The following is a 20,344-nucleotide window of genomic DNA, read 5'->3' as shown; positions in this document are numbered from 1 at the left end:
ACGCCTGGGAAGCAGAAAACGAGCAACCCTTACATTCGTCAGTTGTTCGCAATGCGAAAATCTAAAATCTAAAATCTCAAATCTAAAATGATATAATCCCCTCTCAATAGAATAGAAGGCTCTAGGGAGGTCATCATGTCGGACTGGAAAAAAATTGACGGCGGAGTTACAGCACCGAGAGGGTATCGAGCATCGGGAATTACAGCGGGTTTGAAGCCTTCAGGCTTGCCGGATTTAAGTTTAATTTTGTCAGAGGTGGACGCGATCGCCGCAGGAGTCTTCACCACATCCACAGTCCGGGCCGCTTGCGTGGACTACTGCCGCCAGCGCTTGCAAGCTAAACCCAGCGCCAAAGCAATTTTGTGCAATGCGGGACAAGCAAATGCTGCTACTGGCGAAGCAGGCTTAGCAGATGCCCTCGAAAGCGCGAAATTGTTGGGCGAAGCGCTGAATATTCCTCCTGAATCGATTCTTTTGGCCTCCACTGGCGTCATCGGACAGCGGATTAAAATGGAGCCGCTGAGGGCGGGAATTCCGCGATTGGTTGCTGAGGCGTCGGAAACTGGTTCTGATGCGGCGGCTAAGGCTATTTGTACGACTGATTTAGTGCCGAAAACGATCGCCCTGGAAACCATGTTTGGCGATCGACCCGTGCGCATCGGCGGCATTTGCAAAGGTTCGGGAATGATTCACCCCAATATGGCAACAATGCTAGCATTTGTAACTTGCGATGCAGCAGTGTCGTCGCATTTGTGGCAGGAAATGCTGAGTCGGGCGGCGAACAGAAGTTTCAATCAAATTACTGTTGACGGCGATACCAGTACCAACGACTCGCTAATTGCTTTGGCTAACGGCCAATCTCGCACGCCGGCAATTACAGAAATGGGTGCGGATGCTGAAAAATTAGAGGCGATGCTGACAGAAGTTTGCGTGCATTTGGCAAAGGCGATCGCCCGCGACGGCGAAGGTGCAACTTGTTTGGTGGAAGTGCAAGTTAGCGGGGCCGCCGACGAAGTTTCTGCGAGTAAAATTGCCAAAACAATTGTCGGTTCTTCTTTGGTGAAGGCTGCTATTTTTGGACGCGATCCGAATTGGGGCAGAATTGCGGCGGCGGCGGGGCGCGCTGGCGTTCCTTTTGACCAAGAGAATTTGCGGATTCAATTGGGAGATTTTTTGATGATGGAAAATGGGCAACCTTTAGCGTTCGATAAATCTGCTGCGAGTAATTACATGAAAGCGGCCGCCTCGGGAGAATATTTGAAGGAAGACACGGTTTTAATTCAGGTTGGTGTCGGGAATGGTGCGGGTTTTGCGAAGGCTTGGGGATGCGATTTGAGTTACGACTACGTGAAGATTAATGCGGAGTATACGACTTAAGTTGAAGAGGCCCAGGCGGTTGGAAACTGCGGCGACACCGACTCTCACCCGCCTCCGCAGGTTCAAGAAGCCCAGGCGGTTGGAAACGGCTGCGACACAGACTCTCACCCGCCTCCGCGGGTTGAAGACAAAAGCCGCGGGTTGAAGAGGCCTCGGCGGTTGGAAACCGCGGCGACACAGACTCTCACCCACCTCCGTGGGTTGAAGACAAATTTCACACACTTTCCATAAAAATGAGAGACAATTTTACGAAGTTATATATCCATTTTACTTGGGAAACCTAGGATAGATTGCCGTTGATTACTCCTGATAATGAAGTTCACCCCACCTTTATAAGAGGTGGGGGTGTCTATGCTAATCTAGAACTACCTAAAGTCCAGAGATCACATAAACAAGCCCAACTTCTAGGCAAACCTCCAGAACTTTTGCTGGGACGTTTCTCGTAGTCCTTTCGGCTACCCTTGTTTAAGCCAACCTCTAGCGGCAATATTGAGCGAACCATTCAGATCGCAGTTATATTGTTTGCCGCTAGCAAAAGTGGCTAAAGCGTAATTCTTTTTGTCTCGTTTCACCTTGCCAGAGCCATCAAAAGCCAGCTTCGAGGTATAAGCCGCAATGACTGTAATAGTCCTGCCCCCTAACTCTTTCCACTTGTTTTCAGTCAGATCAAAGATCAGGCTTTTTAACCAACCGTGAAAACGTTGCTTCAGATTGGATCGTTTCTTCCCACCTTTGGGCTTCCACCCTTTCAAATCCTCAAACACAATAGCATCAGCACTATAAGCCTGCGCTATTTGAGTAACTCGTTTTGAAACGATGTGGCCTATTTGTTGGTTGATGTTGCGGCATTTGCGATAGGTATTTTTGCAAAAACCTTTACCAAGGCTTCCACCTTTACCGATTGTTTTTTTAGCCCGCCCGGAAACTGATTTCAGGCGTTGATCGCGACGGTCTATGTCTCTTCCAGGGTGAATAAATTCACGGTGGATTACAGTACCATCGCGACTCACGACTGAAACAGTGGCAGTCGTATTAATCCCCAAATCTACAGCTACAACAACCCCAGAACCTGCGACCTTTTCAGGATGACACTCAAATGGAACAGAAAGGTGACAAGCCTTATCGGTCACAATGAGATAGGGTGATTTGATTTTATTGGTAGCAACTTTATGACGTTCATGCAATGAACTGATGGGTATGGTTATCCAAATCCAATCAGTTCCAGTGAACACCTTAATTTCCACTTGCTCAAATCCATGTAACTTGAAACACTGTCCTTTGTACAAGGCAGGGTAACAACCTGCATCAGAATTGAGAATAGGAGGCTTGGCATCACGCCGATTCCGACTCTGGCCAGATTGCCAGTCACGGTATCGAGTCATATAGCTGCTTACTTGACCCGCTGCAAACATGATTGCCGCACGTCGTAAATAGCTGGGGAATTTGTGGAACGCTTTGCCTATTTGGGGATACTTGATATCGGGATTTTGAGAAGTCGCATGAACAAGTCTTTCCACTGCTGGGACAAGATTATCAGCACTCAAAACGCCAAGACTAGGCCAGTGAGTTGAAATCACCGTAACAAGGAATCGACAAAGGCGGCGATACTCCACAACCGTATTCAGCAAATACTGTCTTTGGTGCGGGGTGGGAGAAATCTGCCATTTATCGGTTCTGATTGTTTTGGGTGCTTTTTTCGATGCCATAAATAGTGTAGTCCATAGAGTATAAAAGTGTAACAAAGTCTAAGGTCTTTTGCTCATAGTGTTTGCAATATCCAAATACACATGGTGTTTGTTAGGAAGTATAGGCATCCTGTCATAACTCGAAAGATGGAAGCTGACACGATCCAGCTATTCCGGGGAATTTGCGAGAATAACCGCTGTTACTTGGTGGAATGCAAGGCATATCTAGTCTTGAAAGACCATATTCATTTATTGGTCGATTTGGCTCCTGACGTGGCAGTTTCTACTTTGGCTAATCTGAATCGCCCGCGATTTTTGAATCTAAAATTTCTTCAACCCGCGCACCATCCGGGTTTCGTTTGTGTAGCCGCGAATTCGAGTCGCCGGGAATCTCAACCGCGAATTCCATTCGCCGGGAATGGAATTCGCGAATTCGATTCTCCCAAAATCTCAACCGCGAATTCGATTCTCCCAAAATCTCAACCGCCCGCGAATTCGATTCGCCCAAAATCTCAACCGCCAATTCGATTCGCCGGGAATCTCAACCGCCCGCGAATTCGATTCGCCGGGAATCTCAATTCCCCGCAATTTCAAGCACTATTTTACCCGTTACTGAACCTGTTTCTAACAACTCATGCGCAGCTTGAGCTTGTTCGAGGGGGAAAGTTTGGCTGACATGAATTTTGAGCAAATTACGATCGCACAAACGAGCGCACTGCTGCAAAATCTTCGCCTGCTGTTGCTGTTCCTCCACCAAACCTTGCAGCATCGGTGTTAACATTAATTCCAGACTAATTCGCAGATTTCGCGTTCTCGCCGTTTTCAAATTGCCCAAAGCCGGATCGGGTTCCAAAATCGTTACCAAATCTCCATAAATCTTCACAGCCGGAATAGTTTGGTAAAAAGTTTCTCCCCCGACTGTATCGAAAGCCAAGTCAACTCCTTCTCCCTGAGTCCAAGTCAAAACCTGATCGACAACATCGCTACTTTTGTATAAAATAACTGAATCTGCACCTAACTGCCTTACAAATTCGGCTTTTGCTTCGGAACTAACAGTAGTGCAAACCTCAGCACCCTGCAATGAAGCCAACTGTACCGCGACGTGGCCGACACCGCCTGCACCTGCTAGAATTAGCACTTTTTGGCCAGCTTGCAAGCGCCCTCGATCGTACAGCGATTCCCATGCTGTAATTAAAACTAACGGTGCAGCCGCTGCCTCAGCAAAACTTAAAGCAGCAGGCTTGAGGGCGAGAAACCTTTCGTCTACAACGGCAAACTCAGCATAAGTACCGATCGACCCGCCCAAACCCCCATTGCAGAAAAAAACCTCGTCTCCCACTTGGAAACTCTGCACAGCAGCACCCACAGCTTCTACCACTCCAGCACCGTCGCACCCCAAAACGTGAGGAGTTTTCTCGGGGTAAAAAGTGCCGCGCGATCGCAACTTAGTATCTATCGGATTGATACCCGCCGCCCGCAACCTCACCAAAACTTCAGTTTCTGTTTGTATAGTAGGGGCTGAGATATCTTGCAGTTTCAATACGGACGGGCTTCCGGGCGTTTCAAAAACGATCGCTTTCATCAGGGTATTAACTCTATTTTCGCGTTCACCTGCGATCCTACCTTGTATTCGTTACTCATCCGTGACGATACTTAATTATTTTTAATAAATAAATTGGCTTCAAGTAACTACTATAATTGTCGAGCGGTGTTAATCGATGTTCGAGCTAGATTTATTCTTTTACTTTGAGATTCTTGCATACCTTCTGGGATTATCGGCGACTTTAGTCTTGGCGTTCGCGATTTATCTCAAATTGCAGCGAAGGCCTCCCAGTCTGCCACCAGCCGCAGAACAACCGCAGTTGGCAGAATTAAAGGACGATTTATCTGCGGGATTGAAAATTAGGAAAACCTTTTTGATTTTCCCCAACTCAAATCCGTTGCAGCCAACTAACAGCTTCTTGGGTAAACTTTTAGGTATTGGCTGCGCTCTATTCTTCGGCCAGCAACAACGCCCAACTGTGAATTCTTTGCCTCAGGGAGGGCCGAGCACCAGCCAAACCCTAAGTCTGAGCATCGACAGTCCGATCGAGCAAAATGCCGTGAGCCCTTCCAATCTCAACCCTCCCAAAGTCAACGCTTCCGGGCAATTAGAGGAAGACTTGCTCGGCGACATCCTCGCAGGTACTAATTCGCCCGGGGGAGCAGAATTCTTTGATGCCTTAGTTGCCCACTTAGCCTCAGCACTCGCCTGTCGCAGCGCCGTCGCTGCCAAATCGATTAAGTCGAGGAAACGCAGCGCTCCGACTCCCGCTAAATTGCAAGTTATCAGTTTTTGGAGCGACGGACAGCAGCAGCCAAACTTTGAGTGCAACACCGCCAATACTCCCGAAGCGCTGGTGTTCGAGCAGGGAATGTACTCCTGTCGGGACTGCCTCCTGGAAACCTTTCCACAAGACCGCAGACCGATCGTTACAGGTGCGCGCAGTTTCCTGGGAGTCTTGCTCAAAAACTCTTACGGCGAACCTTTAGGCATTATTTGTATTTTCCACGATCGACCTCTGGTAGAGTCACATATTGCCAAATTTCAACTAATTCTCAGCATTTTTGCCTCTCGCGCCGCGGCCGAATTAGAGCGCCAGCGCCTAGAAGCAGCACTCTGCACCGTAGAAGCGAAATACTGCGCCCTTGTAGAACAAATGCCGGCTGTCACCTACATTTCTCCCCTCAACCGCAGCGCTGCCAAACTTTACATCAGCCCGCAAATCGAGACTTTTCTGGGTTATTCTGTAGCTGAATGGAAGGCAGACCCCGACCTGTGGCTGAAACTCGTTCACCCAGAAGACCGCGATCGCGTGTTAGTTGAAAACGCCACACAGAAATTTACCGGCGGAGAAGATATCTTTGGCGACGGGCCGCTGGTTTCAGAATACCGCGCGATCGCCCGCAACGGCCGAGTTGTCTGGTTCCGCGATCGAGCGATTGCAGTTCGCGATGAAGCCAGCAAGTCCGTCATCCTTCAAGGCGCAATGTTTGACATCACGGAGACTAAAGTAGCCGCCAGCGCGCTGCTAGAAAGCGAATACCGCTATTACACCTTGGCAAAAATACTACCGGTCGGGATTTTCCGCGCCGACGCTGCAGGAGATTGCTTGTACGTCAACGAGCGATTTTTGGAGATGGCGGGACTGACTGCGCCAAAGGCACTGGGGGAAGGTTGGGCCGAGAGTTTGCATCCCGAAGACCGATCTCGGGTTTTGACCCTGTGGTATCGCGCTGTCCAAAACAAGTCGCCCTGTAAGTTAGAGTACCGCTTTTGCAACGGCAACCTCACAACCTGGGTATTTTGGCAAGCAGTGCCGGAAATTGCCCACAGCGGGGAAGTTATCGGCTATCTCGGTACGCTAACTGATATCAGCGATCGCAAACAGGCCGAATTCGCGCTGCAACAAGCCGAAGAGAAATACCGCAGCATCTTTGAAAACGCGATCGAGGGGATTTTTCAGACGACGGCTGACGGGCGCTACCTCAGTGCTAATCCTGCTTTGGCGAGAATTTACGGCTACTCCTCGGCCGCCGAACTGATCGCAAACATCCACGATATCGATCGCCAACTCTACCTCGATCCCAACCGCCGCGTCGAGTTTTTGCGCGCGATCGAAAAATACGGTTCTGTGTCAGAGTTCGAGTCCCAAGTTTACCGCGCTGACGGCACCGCCATCTGGGTTTCCGAGAACGGCCGGGCTGTTCGAGACGAGGAAGGCGGCAATTTGCTTTACTACGAAGGAACTGTCGAAGATATCACCCTCCGCAAAATAGCAGAAGAGAAGTTAGTACACGATGCTTTGCACGATACGCTGACGGGTTTGCCGAACCGATCTTTATTTATGGATCGCTTGGGACACGCGATCGAGCTTTCAAAACGCCGTCCCGAAGTTTTGTTTGCGGTGCTGTTTATCGATCTCGACCGCTTTAAGGTTGTCAATGACAGTTTGGGGCATTTAGTGGGCGATCGCTTGCTGATCGCGATCGCGCAGCGCCTGGAAATCTGTTTGCGCGCTGGAGATACCGTTGCCCGTCTCGGCGGCGACGAATTCGCTATTTTGCTGGAAAATATCAAAAATACCGAAGATGCGATCCACATTGCCGAACGAGTGCAAGCGGAACTGGCACAGCCTTTTTACCTCAACGAATATCAAGTTTTTACCAGTGCTAGCATTGGCATTGTTTGTTCTGGTGTGCCGCAGCCTCCAAGGGAAATCAGCGAAGTTTCCCGATCGGGAAATCTCGGAAATGTCGATCGGGAAACTTCTTTGTCTTGCTTGTCTTCCGACCCCCCCGGGCCCAATGTCCCGTTCCGAATATTGTACGATCGACCAGAAGAACTGCTCCGAGATGCAGATGCTGCCATGTATCACGCTAAGGGATTGGGCAAAGCTCGCCACGAAGTTTTTGACTTAAGTATGCACACTCGCGCCGTCGCCCTTTTGCAACTGGAAAACGATTTGCGGCGCGCTCTAGACTGCCAGGAATTTCAGCTTTACTACCAGCCCATCGTCTCTCTAACTAGCGGTAGAATCAGCGGTTTTGAGGCGCTGCTGCGCTGGTATCACCCCCAGCGGGGTTTAGTATCTCCCGGCGAGTTTATTTTAGTAGCAGAAGAAACTAGATTGATTGTACCTATTGGTTGGTGGATGATGCGATCGGCTTGCCGTCAGATCCACCAGTGGCACCAAAAATTCCCAGCTAATCCGCCGTTGACTGTCAGCGTCAACCTTTCTAACGAACAATTTAAACAGCCGGATTTAATCGATCGCCTGAGCGAAATTTTACAAGAAACTCAGCTTGACCCCCGCACTTTAAAGTTAGAAATTACTGAAGGCGTCATCATGGACAATGCCGAATCAGCAGCCGCTATCCTCGCCCAATTAAAAAATTTAGAAATTGAATTATATATTGACGATTTCGGCACGGGCTATTCTTCTTTGAGCCGCCTGCACACTTTTCCCACTGACGCCTTAAAGATCGATCGAGCTTTTGTCAGCCGCATGACTGAAGATGAAGGAAACGAAGCCATCGTACAGACTATTTTAATTTTAGCCAGTCATTTAGGCATGGATGCAATTGCTGAAGGAATCGAAACCATCGAACAGCTTAATTTGCTCAGAGCGCTGCAATGCGAATACGGACAGGGATACTTTTTCTCAAAGCCCGTAGACAGCATCGCCGCCACACTTTTGATAGAAACTCAACCCAAATGGTAATTTGACTGCTGACTGTTGACTGTTGACTGTTGACTGTTGACTGTTGACTGTTAACGGTTGAGGGTTGAGGGTTGATTATTAACTTTTGGTTTTTTGTTTTAGTGAGTTAAGATAAGCATTAAGTTTTGGTGAAAGTTCCTTTAATAAGGGATGCAGTCGATCGATCTGTTCTTGAGTTAAAAGATTGCGGGCTCCGTCAAGTCTTAACCAGTGTCTTGTTTCGTTTAATGAACCTCTTGCAATTTTCACAAAACGCTGATTATCTTGGCAGCTATAGCGTCCATGTCCTTCTGCAATATTAGCACCAACACTATCAGCCGATCGCACTATTTGTTTACCCATCGTATCCTTCGTAAACTCGTCCCATTTTTTTACAATAAACCATATTTCGTTTGATATTTTTTCAGCTAATTGATAAACTTGTAGCTGTTGAAAGCTTTCCATATTAGCTTCTTTAAATAATTGATAGCCAACAATTGATTAATGACTAATACAAGTTAACTGTCAACAGTCAACCGTCAACAGTCAACCGTCAACAGTCAACCGTCAACTAAGTTAAACTTTCGCTTCCAAAGACTTGAGAAACTCAGTATTTACCCCCGACTCCCGCGTCAGGGCAATTTTTCCAGTACGAGCAATTTCCTTAATCCCAAATCTATTTAGAACTTGGACGATCGCCACCATCTTACCCGGATCTCCGACAACTTCCAAAGTCAGCGTATCATCACCAATATCCACCACTCGCGCTCTAAAAATCTGAGCTAACTCAATTATCTCCGATCGCGTCCCGCTAGCAGCATTAACTTTCAGCAACATCAACTCCCGTTCCACACAGGGAATTTCCGTTATATCCTGAACTTTAAGCACATTAATCAACTTGTACAGTTGCTTGGTCAACTGCTCGATAATCTGGTCATCTCCGGGTACAACCATGGTAATCCGAGATATTCCCACTTGCTCCGCCGGGCCAACGGCCAGACTTTCAATATTAAAACCCCGACGGGCAAATAAACCAGCAATTCGAGTGAGGACACCCGCTTCATCTTCAACTAAAACCGAAAGAGTGTGTTTCATTTCTCCAAAAAAAGACGCATTTCGTGCAATTCTACTGTCGCCCATTCGCCTTTTAGCAGAATTGCACGCCCATTGAACCTGCCTTAGACATTTTTTTAGTGTACGAACGTACACAATTCCTTACTAGAATAAAAACTATTCAGGTCTGGTGGCTGGCGAAAACAGCAATTTTGACACCAATTGGTGACAAAACTGCGAAGTACCAAGCCACCATAACTTACATAAAAACCCGGTGTTGCAGCGACGGCATCTGGCGGCGGACTTGTTCTAGCCGATCGGGATTAATCTCTGCAATCGCCACACCCGGTTCCTCTCCAGCATCCGCCAAAACCGTACCCCAAGGGTCTACAATCATCGCGTGACCGTGAGTTTGACGGCGACCGTAGTGGCGGCCTGTCTGTGCGGGGGCGATCGTGTAGCAAGTATTCTCGATCGCCCTAGCTTGCAACAAAACCTTCCAGTGATCCTTGCCAGTGTAAGCAGTAAACGCCGCCGGCACGAACAAAACATCAGCACCCTTGTACGACAAATGCCTGTACACTTCCGGGAACCGCACGTCATAGCACACCGAAAGTCCCAGCGTCCCCAACTCCGGCGACACATAAATCGGCGGCAAATCTTCACCAGCTTTCACAGTGTTCGATTCCCTGTAAGTAATGCCGTCTGGCACATTCACATCGAACAAATGTACTTTTTTGTACCTTGCCACTTCGCTGCCGTTTGGGTCTACCAGCAAGCAAGTATTGTATACCTTTCCCCCATCCGTCGGCACGGGAAATCCGCCGCCCAGAATCGTCACCTGGAACCGCCTTGCCATCGTTTTGAGGAATTTTTCGCTTTGGAGTCCGATCGCCTCTGCAAGAGCCATCTTCTCCTCCTCTTCTCCCATAAACGAGAAATTTTCTGGTAAGGAAACTAACTCCGCACCCCGACGCACTGCCAGGTCGATTAATTCCTCTGCCTGAACCAAATTTTTTTGCAGGTCAGGCAAGCTAGTCATTTGAATTGCTGCGGCGAGATAAGACTTCATCGATTCACAATATTAGTCAGTTGTCAGTGGTTAGTGGTTAGTGGTTATTGGTTATTGGTTATTGGTTATTGGTTATTGGTTATTGGTTATTGGTTATTGGTTATTGGTTATTGGTGAGGCTATACAAATAACCCATGCCTATGCCCTATGCCCTATGCCCCATGCCCCATGCCCCATGCCCGGTTTGCCCAATGCCCGGTTTGCCCCATGCCCGGTTTGCCCCATGCCCGGTTTGCCCCATGCCCTGCGCAGGCCGGCGCCGGCCCATGCTACTGAGAAAGTCTATAGAGTTTGAGAGTTTTGATGTTTGAGCTTTAAATTAACCTTTAACTCACAGCTCACAACTCAAAACTCTCAACTTTTGCGCCCTAGGTTTTGCGACCTAATTTCGCTCAAATCTTAAGGCATCGGATGGAAAAGCAAGTCTGGGAAAAAGCGGTTAAATTCAATCAAAGCCGCACCTTGAATAGAGAGCCAAAGGATTGCCAATACTGGCGCGGTCGAAAGAAACTTGACAAAATATTGCATGAATTCTGCTCCTGAAAATTCGAGACAGTTGGTAATTGCCGATCGCTCGGTAAGACGCTCATTGCTAACTTGCAGTTAATTGATTAACTGTTAGCCATTAGCGCTGCTCCCTTTCCCTATTTTAGCGGGGGGAAACAGTAATTTCGTCATCCTTGGCAAACATTTCACCAGTGGTGATTTCTTTGAGTGCTGCCAGAGGCCACAAAAAGCCGCTCAGCATACAGGAGATTGCCAAAGGAACATCGATAATAATCTCTTTTTCCTCTGGAGTTGCTGATTTTTTGGTAACTTGCAGGTAAGCGCGGCCCACCCAACCAATCCAACCAGCAATATACAAGAACAGCACGCTAGGAATCAAAAAGTCGCCAGCCTTGTTCAAGCTACCGTCCACAATTAAGTGCGGGTAGCCTTCCGGGCCGCACATCTCTTGAGAATAGCGATCGAATCTTGCCTTCGCAGATGCCGGATCGCCATTGGTAGAACGCGCATTTTTAGCCAGTTCCTTGAATTCGGGAGAGTCCTTGCACGGCACTAAATTGTAAGCCGAAGCAACTGGAGCAAAACTGATCCACAGACTAACCACTAAAATTGCAGCAAACAATCGTCGCATGAAATTGTTTCCTTTTGTTACAAAACAATAAGTTTTTGTACAAGCATTTCAACTTGCAGAGCCCGAATCCAGATTACCGCGCTTGCTGAGGGTGTAAAGTCTCCATCATTGAGGCGGCAAAGCCTTCATAGAATGAGGGATTCGGGTTTCATAGGTGAGTGCGCTTGGCGATGCAATACCGCGAGGATATTCCACAGCTTGCATCACTTCGATCGCCACCGCCCACTCCAACGGCTGGCAAATATCCCGCGAGCAATAACCTGAGAACAGATCGAGCCGGGGACTTGCGCCCAATTAGTTAAGCTAGCAATAGCTAACCTATCAAATAAAATTACCAGTTAATGGCAACCATTTTCGCGATCGAAACAAGTTGTGACGAAACAGCAGCAGCAATTGTTAAGAATCGTCAAGTTTGCAGCAATGTTGTAGCATCACAAATTAAAATCCACGAGCAGTACGGCGGGGTAGTGCCCGAAGTAGCTTCGCGGAGCCACCTAGAAATGCTCAATCAGGTAATTGCCCAGTGTCTGAGTGAAGCCAACCTGAGTTGGTCAGAAATTGACGGCATTGCAGCGACTTGTGCCCCCGGTTTAGTAGGTGCATTGTTAGTCGGGCTGACAGCGGCGAAAAGTTTGGCAATAGTCCACCAAAAACCTTTTTTAGGCGTCCACCACCTCGAAGGGCACATCTACGCTTCTTACCTGATTGAACCAGAGTTACAGCCGCCGTTTTTGTGCTTGTTAGTTTCCGGGGGACACACCAGCTTAATTTACGTCAAAGATTGCGGCGTTTACGAAACAGTAGGACAAACGCGCGACGATGCGGCGGGCGAAGCTTTTGATAAAGTCGCCAGACTGTTGCAGCTAGGATATCCCGGCGGGCCGCTGATGGACAAATTGGCTGCCCTTGGCAATCCCCAAGCATACCCCCTCCCAGAAGGCAGAATTTCGCTGCCGGGTGGCGGCTACCATCCCTACGACAGCAGTTTTAGCGGGTTGAAAACAGCAGTTTTGCAATTAGTGCAGAAACTCAAAAAACAAGATATTAATGCCGGCGGCGAAGGCATCTTAGCTGCCTCTACAATTAATGATATTGCGGCGAGCTTTCAGGAAACAGTAGCTAAGAGTTTAACAAAAAGGTCGATCGACTGCGCGCTAAATTTCGGACTCACTACTATTGTAGTCGGCGGCGGAGTAGCAGCCAACAGCGGACTGCGAAAACACTTACAAGCAGCAGCAGCCAAACACAACTTGCGAGTATTGTTCCCCCCATTAAAATATTGCACGGACAACGCAGCAATGATCGGCTGTGCGGCGGCCGAACACTTGCAGCGAGGACACACATCACCCCTGACTTTGGGAGCAAATTCAAGAATGGCTGTTAGCGATATCATGGAACTGTACATTAGTCATTAGTCATTAGTCATTAGTCAACAGTTAACAGTTAACAGTTAACAGTTAACAGTCAACAGTCAACAGTCAACAGTCAACCAAACGATGAAAATCCGATCCGCAGTAGAAAGCGATTTACCCGCAATTGTCCAAATATACAACGCAGCAATACCGGGGAGAATGGCCACAGCAGATTTAAAACCAATCTCAGTCGAAAGCCGCCTCGCGTGGTACAGAGCACACTCCCCCAATTCCTGGCCGATTTGGGTAATGGAATCAGAAGAAACTATCGTTGGCTGGCTGAGTTTTCAGCTTTTCTACGGACGCGCCGCCTATCAGCATACCGCAGAAGTTAGCATCTACGTCGCGCCCGATCGCCAGCGCTGCGGAATCGGACAAAAATTATTGCAATCCGCCATCGCGCGGAGCCCCCAATTGCAACTTAAAACCTTGATGGGCATAATTTTTGCTCACAATCAGCCGAGTTTAAGGTTGTTCCAGAAATTTGGGTTTCAGCAGTGGGGATATCTGCCGCAAGTCGCCGAACTTGACGGCGTGGAAAGAGATGTGATAATTCTCGGTTTGCGTTGTTTTTAGGGACTTAGGCAATGCTTTTTATCGTGTCAACTTAAGATTAAAAACCTTTGTATCTCTCGCTTATAGCCGAGGCCATATCCCCCCGGCGCCCCCCTTCAAAAGGGGAGTAGGGGGTGGGACAAGATTCTTATCAAAGTCTCCCAACAATCAGGGGGACGCAAGAACACTCTTGTCCCCTTCGATTATCCCGGCGATGCAAGAACACTCTTGTCCCCTTCGATTATCCCGAAGACTTTGAACACTCTTGTCCCCCCCTTGGGAAGGGGGGCGCCGGGGGGATCTGGACTCAGCTACAAGCGAGATTTTTCAAAGCAAAACCTGCCCGGGCCATGTTATCTTTACTCAATCTGCTACAATCATCATCTCATCCAAAGATGCGATCGCCACATCAGCCTTTTCCAGATGACTAACCTCGGCATTTCCCCAACAAATCCCGATACAGCCAGCCGCGCCCGCATTCTTACCCATCTGAATATCACCCGCCGAATCTCCCACCATCAAAGTCGCTGCGGGATTTACTCCTAGTTTATCGCAAGCTTGCAAAAACAATTGCGGATCGGGTTTGTTAAGCGTTGAATCCACACCCATTTCTAACTGAATGTAGTCGCCTAATGCGTGGTGTTTCACAAACTTTTGCACCGCAGAAGTCGTAGCCGCCGAAAGAATTCCCAGCTTCAAACCCGATTCCGAAAGAAATTTCAGCACTTCCAAACTGCCGACAAACATAGGAGAAGAAGCACTATTTTTAAACATTTCGTCAGCTTCGTCAAAAGCGCGGCGCGCAATAGTTAAAGATTCCAACCATCCCCTGCCGGTTTCCGCGATGTATCCCGCCGCCACAATCTCATTTTCCCGGCGACTACCCACTGCTAGTAAACCCGTGGGGTCAATGCTGCCGCCGTCGATACCGAAAGCCATTTGTAACGGCTCTCCAACGCCGGGAATTTGAGCGTCTGCGAGGCGCGAGCGCTTAATTCCCAACAATCTCAAAAACTCCTGAGAATCCTCTAGAGTGCCGTCTTTGTCAAAGATTACGGCTTGGATATTTGAGAAAGTAATGCCCCGACATTTAATAGTTACCAAGAATCTGAACTCCGCAATTTATATATTTTTGTGTATTGTCTCATATTGTGCTATTTTTGGCAATTGTTTTGAGCGCAAGATGATACTCTTGTCCCCCCCTTATTAAGGGGGGCTAGGGGGGATCTGGCCCTAAGAATGACGATCGCACGCACCCAACAACTCCTGACAAACTCCCTCAAAACACTGCAACACATCAACATTCGCAAACCTGACTACTTTCAGTCCATACCCCTCTAAAATCCCTGTTCTTTCCGCATCATATTGTTTACCCTGTTCGGTAAAATGACTCTCGCCATCAACCTCAATCACCAATCTTAAAGCAGCACAATAAAAATCTACAATAAAATTGTCGATCGGGATCTGTCTCAAAACTCGAAAAGGGAAATTTCTCAGAAAATCTTGCCAAAGTTTTTTTTCGGCTGGAGTTGGATTTTTCCGAAGTTCCTGGGCGATGGGGATAAGTTTTGGGTTGTAAGGTAGGTGGAAATTGGAGTCGTTTAATTTCGTCATAATCCTCTTAATCTCGGATAGATCCCCCCTAACCCCCCTTAAGAAGGGGGGGACAAGAGAGTTCTTAAAGCCCCCCTACAACCAGGGGGGACAAGAGTTAAAGCGTCTAATCTCGTATCAAATATCATAAATCACAACTCCAAAATTATTTAAAACCTCCCGGCTAAATTGGCAACCATTAATGCTAGTTGAACAGGCTTCACAGGCTTACCAATATGTGTTTGAAAACCAGCTTCGATCGCCCTTTCGCGTTCTTGCTCGATCGCATACGCAGTCAGGGCCGCCGCTGGGATGTTTCCTCCGGCTGGCGCAGCAAGAGCTCGCACTTGCCGAATTAAAGAATATCCGTTTTCCTCTGGCATTCCAATATCCGAGATTAGCACGTCAAATCTGCCCGGATTTTTCGTCAAAGCAGCCATCGCCGAAGCAACAGATTGGGCTGTCACAACCTCGGCGCCGTAGCTTTCGAGCACAACTTTTAAGAGATCGCGGGTATCAGCCTCATCATCCACAACTAAAACCTGCAAATTTTCCAAAGAAGGGACGCGCTCGCTTGAGTCGTTCAAAGGCTCTGACAAAGCAGCCGGCTCTGCTGGGTTTGGCGGTGTCAATTCTTGGGGCGAACCTCGCAGAGGTAATCTCACAGTTATTGTAGTTCCTTGTCCCTCCCCCGGACTTTCGGCTTCCACTGTTCCCCCGTGCAATTCCACAAGATGGTACACGATCGACAAACCCAATCCCAACCCTTGATTAACCTTAGTGGTGCTAGAATCTCCTTGGCGGAAGCGATCGAAAATATGCGGCAGCAAGTCAGGCGCAATCCCTTTTCCCGTGTCGGTAACTCGAATTTCAGCATAATGCTCGATCGGCGAGAGCGCAATTTCCACTCGTCCTAACGGTGGAGTAAACTTAATCGCATTAGACAGGATATTCCAAAAAACTTGCTGCAAGCGATCCATATCGCCTAAAACAGTTGCACAACCCAACTGCGAAACTATTTCAATGTTTTTGGCTTGGGCCGAACATTCAACCCCATCAATTGCAGCTTGCACCACTAACCGCAGATCGATCGCACGGGTGTTAAGTTGAAGCTTGCCGTTCGTAATCCGGGAAATATCGAGAAGATCTTCGATTAACTGAGCTTGCGCCCTGGCGCAGCGCTCGATCACCTCCAGAGCGCGATTGGCGGCTGCTTCCTTCAGGTTCCCCGAGCGCAGCATTTGTGTCCACGCCAGAATCGGAGTCAGGGGATTGCGTAATTCGTGAGAGAGATTCGCCAGAAATTCATCTTTAGCTCGGTTAGCAATTTCTGCCTGTTGGCGGGCTGACTGTTCCTGCTGCAATAACTGCGATCGCTCTGTCTCAAACTGCTTGCGATCGGTGATATCCTCGACCGACAGCAGAATCATGGAAACGCTGTCTTCTGGTTTAACTTTACAAGCATTTATCAGCAGAGTTTTCAGTCCGATCCGCTCAAAAACCTGCTCTATCTCAAAGTTGTTAACCTCAACATTATTAACCAGAATATCTTCCAAAAGCCCTCGCAGTTGCGGGATATTCCCCTGCCCGCTAGCCCCTTCAAACCAGTCAGAGCGGGCGGTTTCTGAGGATGAAACTTGAAACGTTTCGTATAACGCTCGATTGGCGCTGTTCACTCGGAAATCATCATCCAGCACCATTAAAGGAGTCGGCACGCTTTCCACAATAGTTTCCGCATAGTTGCGGGCTGTTTCTATGGTAGCCGCACTGCGTTTGAGAGCGTCAATATCGATCAAAACTATTACCACACCCTCAATCAGGTTGTCGCTCGTCCGGTAAGGACGAATGCGGAGAGCGTACCAATATCCCGATAGAGTTTGCACTTCTTGTTCTTTCGTGTTGAGAGTATCGATCACCTCCAAAATCATCGGTTCCAAGCCGGGAATTTCCAGATTGGAGCGGATATCGCTAAAGGGACGCCCGACATCTGCAGAAATCATATTGAACAGCCGCTGCGCCATCGGCGTAAAGCTGCGAATCCTTAAATCGTTTGCCAGCATTAAAATAGGAATATTGATACTGGCAAGCAAATTAGTCACGTCGTTATTAACCTGCTGCAAATCGACATTTCGATTGCGAAGTTCCTCGACAGTGGTAATCAGTTCTTCGTTAGTAGCTTGAATTTCTTCTTTTGCCGTTTCTAGTTCCTCGTTAATGCTTTGCAGTTCCTCGTTGCTCGAAATAATTTCTTCGTTGGCAACTCTCAGGTCTTGGTTGAGATTTTCTTGCTCTTCGATCACCGCTTGCAGGTGCGTTTGAGCCATTGTTTTCTCTTGGTTGGCGGTGGCAAGTTGCTGCCTGAGCCGCACTATTTCCAGCTCTAAATCGCTTGGTTCTAAGCTGTCCAAATTTACGGTTCTCAGGTCGATCGCACCGCGTGAAGCTTGTTCAAACAGCACCAAAATAAATTTTGTTTCGGCCCTCGCTGGTTGGAACGGAATCACCTCAAAATTGACGGTATTCGTGCCATCGCCCTCTTGCAGCCTCACCCGTTCTTTTCTCACCGTCACGTTCTGAGTTTGCGCTTGATAAATTGCGGTGCGAAGCTCCACAGACAATCCTGGCACCGCCATTGCAAACAAGTTTAAACTCGGCGTTCCCGGTGTGAGTCTCAAGTAGGGGTTGGTGTCACCCCGCAGTTGCACGATCTGCATCTGGTCGTTCACCACCACACCGACAGGAGCACAGCGACTTAAAATCAATTGGTCTGTTTCACGCTGCAAGTCAAAGCTATGAGAAAAATTGGCATTCATGCGCTGCGGATTATCAACTTGGGTTAGGGGAGAGAAACTTGTCCCAAAGGAAAGTGGAACACGATTCGCGGTTAACTTCTTAGCATAAATTTTAGACGGCGCGTCGGCTAAAGTAAATAAGTCCGAGGATTTGCCCGTACTTTCGGAAGTGCCGAGAATCAAGAAGCCTGTGGGGTTGAGACTGTAATGAAAAATTGAGAAAACTCGTTTTTGCAAAGGTTCTGCCAAGTAAATCAGCACATTGCGGCAGCTAATTAAATCGAGATTAGAAAAAGGCGGGTCGATGCCTAAGTTTTGTCGGGCGAATACGCACAGTTCGCGGACTGGTTTGCTGATGCGATATTTCCCTCCTTCTACGGGGACAAAGAAGCGGAGGCGCTGCTGTGGTGAAACGCCTAACATCTGGTTTTCTAAGTATAAACCAGACCTCGCTTGGGCGATCGCCGGCTCGCTGATATCTGTGGCAAAAATCTGGATCGGCAGCTTCAGGTTTCGATCGCCCAAATACTCTAACAAGCAAATGGCGATCGAGTAAACCTCTTCCCCTGTCGAACATCCCCCCACCCAAATCCTAATCGGAACTTCTGCTGACTTATTTTGGGTAATCGTGGGAAAAACTTGCTCTTTCAAGCGGACAAAAACTTCTAAGTCGCGGAAAAAACTCGTGACGTGGATCAAAATTTCTTCATACAAAGCTTTGACTTCCGCCGGATGGTCGAGCAGGTATTCGGCGTAATCTTCCAATTGTTCCATCTTGTACAGCAGCATCCGCCGCTGCATTCGCCGGTTCAGGGTGGCCGGTTTGTAGTTGGTGAAGTCAACGCCTGTAGTCGATTTCAGCACCGCAAAAATATTCCCCAGGGCAGATCCCGGTGCGGGCAATTCTTCAGCGACAACCAGGGGAAGCGGCCCGGCCAGAAAGGCATGGCGGCTGAGATTTGCCAGTTCCCGCGCAATTGCCTCAGGTGGCAGAATGAAGTCTACATCACCTGTAGCGACGGCGGTATTGGGCATACCGTCGAATTTTGCAGTGTCTTCGCATTGAGCGAATGTCACGCCTCCGGCTGCTTTGACTGCCATCAGCCCCAGCGCGCCGTCTCCATCGGCTCCCGATAAAACTACGGCGATGGCTTTGTTGCCGCGATCGGCTGCTAAGGACTCGAAAAACGCATCTGCGGGCATATATTTGCCATCAATCTTCTGCCGGGGCAGCAGTCTCAGCGCCCCTTCTTGCAGCAGCAGCTTGGTATCCGGCGGAATGGTATAGGCATGGTTCGGTTCTACAGTCATCCCGTCTTCCACCTCATGCACGGGCATTTGCGTGCTTCGGGCGAGAATCTCGCTCAGCAGGCTGAGGTGATTGGGGTCTAAGTGCTGGATCAGCACAAATCCCATGCCGGTATCTGCGGGTAAGTGCCTCAGCAACTGGATGAATGCTTCCAACCCTCCCGCAGAGGCCGCAATTCCGACCACGGGAAACGGGGCGTCTGTATTGGCTTCCGGATCTAGGTCTAGCGCGCTAGGCTCGATCGGTGCGAATATATTTTCGTTAGATAAGTTCATAAAATCCACTTAAGTACCGCAGTTACGAGCCGCCAACCCTTGTCACCCTGGAAGTTAATAATGCGGACTATTCTAATAGCTGGTAAAAGTATAGTCATTTATGACATGACATGGGAGGCATCAAGTCCCTCCCCTTTCACTTTTACTTTGAGCGGATTGACCCGCATTGGCTGAACTACACAGCTCCCTATCCCATCGCTAAACGCATAAGGGAAAAGCTTTTCTGAGGATGTTGTAAGCTCCATTTACATCAGAATTAATTAATTGACCAACTGATGTTTTGTACAACCCTCTCTTAATTCGCTTGCCACTAAATGCAGTATCTTTGTCAGTCTTTCCGTACACAGGGATTGGATCTAAGCCAAGAAAATTGGCTCTTGAGGTATAAGACTCTTCTTGCTGTAGTACCTTAATCCCAACCAGTCGAGCTTTGTATTCCAACATATCAATTAGTCGAGTATGAGGAATACTGACAAAGTTCTGATTAGTTTGTTTTTCCAAATCAATCTCAGTTTTCCATTGTACATTCTTGCCAATTACTAATCTCCCAATTTGTTTGGCGATTAAAAAGTCAACAATCAGGCGACTGGTATGATGCAAGTAGTTATCAATTTTTTGGTGGCGACAGCGACTCAATCGTTGAATGCGAGATGAATTCTTGCGGATCGCTTTCAATTGAGCTTGTAGCCGTGCTTTACGTTTGTTGTAAAACTGATTGATTGATTTCAATGGTCGCCCGTTAATCAGGAGCGGGGTAAAACCCGGCTGATTTGAAGTTAACGCCACTAAGTTATCCAGTCCTAAATCAATACTAGCTACGAATTTATCATCGTCCAGGGT

General features: G+C 48.2%; 15 protein-coding genes and 2 pseudogenes. 5 read left to right on the top strand and 12 right to left on the bottom strand.

Translation table 11 applies throughout. The annotated features are described in order from the left end of the window. Positions 1-135 precede the first annotated feature (135 nt). The gene (gene argJ / locus QUB63_RS11570) at positions 136-1,377 is read left to right on the top strand and encodes a bifunctional ornithine acetyltransferase/N-acetylglutamate synthase (RefSeq protein ID WP_332945242.1); all 1,242 of its coding nucleotides are present in this window, start codon (positions 136-138) and stop codon (positions 1,375-1,377) included. Between the two features lie 455 nt (positions 1,378-1,832). On the opposite strand, the gene QUB63_RS11565 is transcribed toward argJ, so the two are convergent. Next, entirely contained in the window at positions 1,833-3,083 is a 1,251-nt protein-coding gene (locus QUB63_RS11565; protein ID WP_332945241.1) for a transposase, read from the bottom strand. Between the two features lie 54 nt (positions 3,084-3,137). Between QUB63_RS11565 and tnpA the strand changes: the two are divergent. Further along, positions 3,138-3,737, top strand: a pseudogene (gene tnpA / locus QUB63_RS35025) (IS200/IS605 family transposase); the annotation flags it as partial. Here tnpA and QUB63_RS11560 read toward each other — a convergent pair. Continuing rightward, a complete protein-coding gene (locus QUB63_RS11560) occupies positions 3,637-4,644 on the bottom strand; it encodes a zinc-dependent alcohol dehydrogenase family protein (protein WP_332945240.1) in 1,008 nt (335 codons plus the stop codon). The pseudogene tnpA and the gene QUB63_RS11560 overlap by 101 nt on opposite strands. A 136-nt stretch (positions 4,645-4,780) precedes the next feature. On the opposite strand from QUB63_RS11560, the gene QUB63_RS11555 reads away from it, so the two are divergent. Further along, complete coding sequence (locus QUB63_RS11555; protein ID WP_332945239.1) at positions 4,781-8,326, top strand: sensor domain-containing protein; 3,546 nt, start codon at positions 4,781-4,783, stop codon at positions 8,324-8,326. Between the two features lie 78 nt (positions 8,327-8,404). Here QUB63_RS11555 and QUB63_RS11550 read toward each other — a convergent pair whose 3' ends face one another. The 6 genes from QUB63_RS11550 to QUB63_RS11525 all read right to left on the bottom strand — a co-directional run bounded on the left by QUB63_RS11550 (position 8,405) and on the right by QUB63_RS11525 (position 11,862). Then, positions 8,405-8,770, bottom strand: a complete 366-nt coding sequence (locus tag QUB63_RS11550) for a four helix bundle protein (RefSeq protein WP_332945238.1) — start codon at positions 8,768-8,770, stop codon at positions 8,405-8,407. A gap of 111 nt (positions 8,771-8,881) precedes the next feature. Further along, complete coding sequence (ilvN, locus tag QUB63_RS11545; protein ID WP_332945237.1) at positions 8,882-9,400, bottom strand: acetolactate synthase small subunit; 519 nt, start codon at positions 9,398-9,400, stop codon at positions 8,882-8,884. 217 nt (positions 9,401-9,617) lie between these two features. Further along, complete coding sequence (locus QUB63_RS11540) at positions 9,618-10,430, bottom strand: carbon-nitrogen hydrolase family protein (protein WP_332945236.1); 813 nt, start codon at positions 10,428-10,430, stop codon at positions 9,618-9,620. A 399-nt stretch (positions 10,431-10,829) separates the two neighbouring features. Next, a complete protein-coding gene (gene psaJ, locus QUB63_RS11535; protein WP_106151078.1) occupies positions 10,830-10,958 on the bottom strand; it encodes a photosystem I reaction center subunit IX in 129 nt (42 codons plus the stop codon). A 121-nt stretch (positions 10,959-11,079) separates the two neighbouring features. After that, positions 11,080-11,568 carry a Photosystem I reaction center subunit III gene (locus QUB63_RS11530; RefSeq protein ID WP_332945235.1) on the bottom strand — a complete coding sequence of 163 codons (489 nt, stop codon included), beginning with the start codon at positions 11,566-11,568 and terminating at the stop codon, positions 11,080-11,082. Positions 11,569-11,673: 105 nt separating this feature from the next. Further along, positions 11,674-11,862, bottom strand: coding sequence for a hypothetical protein (locus tag QUB63_RS11525; RefSeq protein WP_332945233.1), 189 nt, complete (start codon positions 11,860-11,862; stop codon positions 11,674-11,676). Positions 11,863-11,909: 47 nt separating this feature from the next. Between QUB63_RS11525 and tsaD the strand changes: the two genes are divergently transcribed. Both tsaD and QUB63_RS11515 read left to right on the top strand, forming a co-directional pair. After that, the gene (tsaD, locus tag QUB63_RS11520; RefSeq protein WP_332945232.1) at positions 11,910-12,983 is read left to right on the top strand and encodes a tRNA (adenosine(37)-N6)-threonylcarbamoyltransferase complex transferase subunit TsaD; all 1,074 of its coding nucleotides are present in this window, start codon (positions 11,910-11,912) and stop codon (positions 12,981-12,983) included. A gap of 81 nt (positions 12,984-13,064) precedes the next feature. Beyond that, the gene (locus tag QUB63_RS11515; protein ID WP_332945231.1) at positions 13,065-13,556 is read left to right on the top strand and encodes a GNAT family N-acetyltransferase; all 492 of its coding nucleotides are present in this window, start codon (positions 13,065-13,067) and stop codon (positions 13,554-13,556) included. 342 nt (positions 13,557-13,898) lie between these two features. Here the strand turns inward: QUB63_RS11515 and QUB63_RS11510 are convergent, their stop codons facing one another. From QUB63_RS11510 to QUB63_RS11495, 4 genes and pseudogenes are all read right to left on the bottom strand, one after another. Further along, the gene (locus QUB63_RS11510; protein ID WP_332945229.1) at positions 13,899-14,639 is read right to left on the bottom strand and encodes an HAD family hydrolase; all 741 of its coding nucleotides are present in this window, start codon (positions 14,637-14,639) and stop codon (positions 13,899-13,901) included. A 129-nt stretch (positions 14,640-14,768) separates the two neighbouring features. After that, a complete protein-coding gene (locus QUB63_RS11505) occupies positions 14,769-15,149 on the bottom strand; it encodes an endonuclease domain-containing protein (protein WP_332945228.1) in 381 nt (126 codons plus the stop codon). 149 nt (positions 15,150-15,298) lie between these two features. Continuing rightward, the gene (locus QUB63_RS11500; protein WP_332945227.1) at positions 15,299-19,504 is read right to left on the bottom strand and encodes a chemotaxis protein CheB; all 4,206 of its coding nucleotides are present in this window, start codon (positions 19,502-19,504) and stop codon (positions 15,299-15,301) included. Positions 19,505-19,602: 98 nt separating this feature from the next. Further along, a pseudogene (locus tag QUB63_RS11495) lies at positions 19,603-20,344 on the bottom strand (RNA-guided endonuclease InsQ/TnpB family protein); the annotation flags it as partial.

It is taken from the genome of Microcoleus sp. ARI1-B5 (genome assembly GCF_036705795.1).
Classification (GTDB): Bacteria; Cyanobacteriota; Cyanobacteriia; order Cyanobacteriales; family Microcoleaceae; genus Microcoleus.
Note: the sequence above shows the minus strand (reverse complement) of the source record. Positions and strands in the feature narration are given on the sequence as shown.

Excerpts from the sequence above, each read along its gene's own strand:
- QUB63_RS11505 (WP_332945228.1), bottom strand. The coding sequence starts at position 15,149 with ATGACGAAATTAAACGACTCCAATTTCCACCTACCTTACAACCCAAAA.
- QUB63_RS11560 (WP_332945240.1), bottom strand. The coding sequence starts at position 4,644 with ATGAAAGCGATCGTTTTTGAAACGCCCGGAAGCCCGTCCGTATTGAAA.
- ilvN (WP_332945237.1), bottom strand. The coding sequence starts at position 9,400 with ATGAAACACACTCTTTCGGTTTTAGTTGAAGATGAAGCGGGTGTCCTC.
- argJ (WP_332945242.1), top strand. The coding sequence starts at position 136 with ATGTCGGACTGGAAAAAAATTGACGGCGGAGTTACAGCACCGAGAGGG.
- QUB63_RS11565 (WP_332945241.1), bottom strand. The coding sequence starts at position 3,083 with ATGGCATCGAAAAAAGCACCCAAAACAATCAGAACCGATAAATGGCAG.
- tsaD (WP_332945232.1), top strand. The coding sequence starts at position 11,910 with ATGGCAACCATTTTCGCGATCGAAACAAGTTGTGACGAAACAGCAGCA.
- QUB63_RS11540 (WP_332945236.1), bottom strand. The coding sequence starts at position 10,430 with ATGAAGTCTTATCTCGCCGCAGCAATTCAAATGACTAGCTTGCCTGAC.
- QUB63_RS11555 (WP_332945239.1), top strand. The coding sequence starts at position 4,781 with ATGTTCGAGCTAGATTTATTCTTTTACTTTGAGATTCTTGCATACCTT.
- psaJ (WP_106151078.1), bottom strand. The coding sequence starts at position 10,958 with ATGCAATATTTTGTCAAGTTTCTTTCGACCGCGCCAGTATTGGCAATC.
- QUB63_RS11550 (WP_332945238.1), bottom strand. The coding sequence starts at position 8,770 with ATGGAAAGCTTTCAACAGCTACAAGTTTATCAATTAGCTGAAAAAATA.
- QUB63_RS11530 (WP_332945235.1), bottom strand. The coding sequence starts at position 11,568 with ATGCGACGATTGTTTGCTGCAATTTTAGTGGTTAGTCTGTGGATCAGT.
- QUB63_RS11515 (WP_332945231.1), top strand. The coding sequence starts at position 13,065 with ATGAAAATCCGATCCGCAGTAGAAAGCGATTTACCCGCAATTGTCCAA.
- QUB63_RS11500 (WP_332945227.1), bottom strand. The coding sequence starts at position 19,504 with ATGAACTTATCTAACGAAAATATATTCGCACCGATCGAGCCTAGCGCG.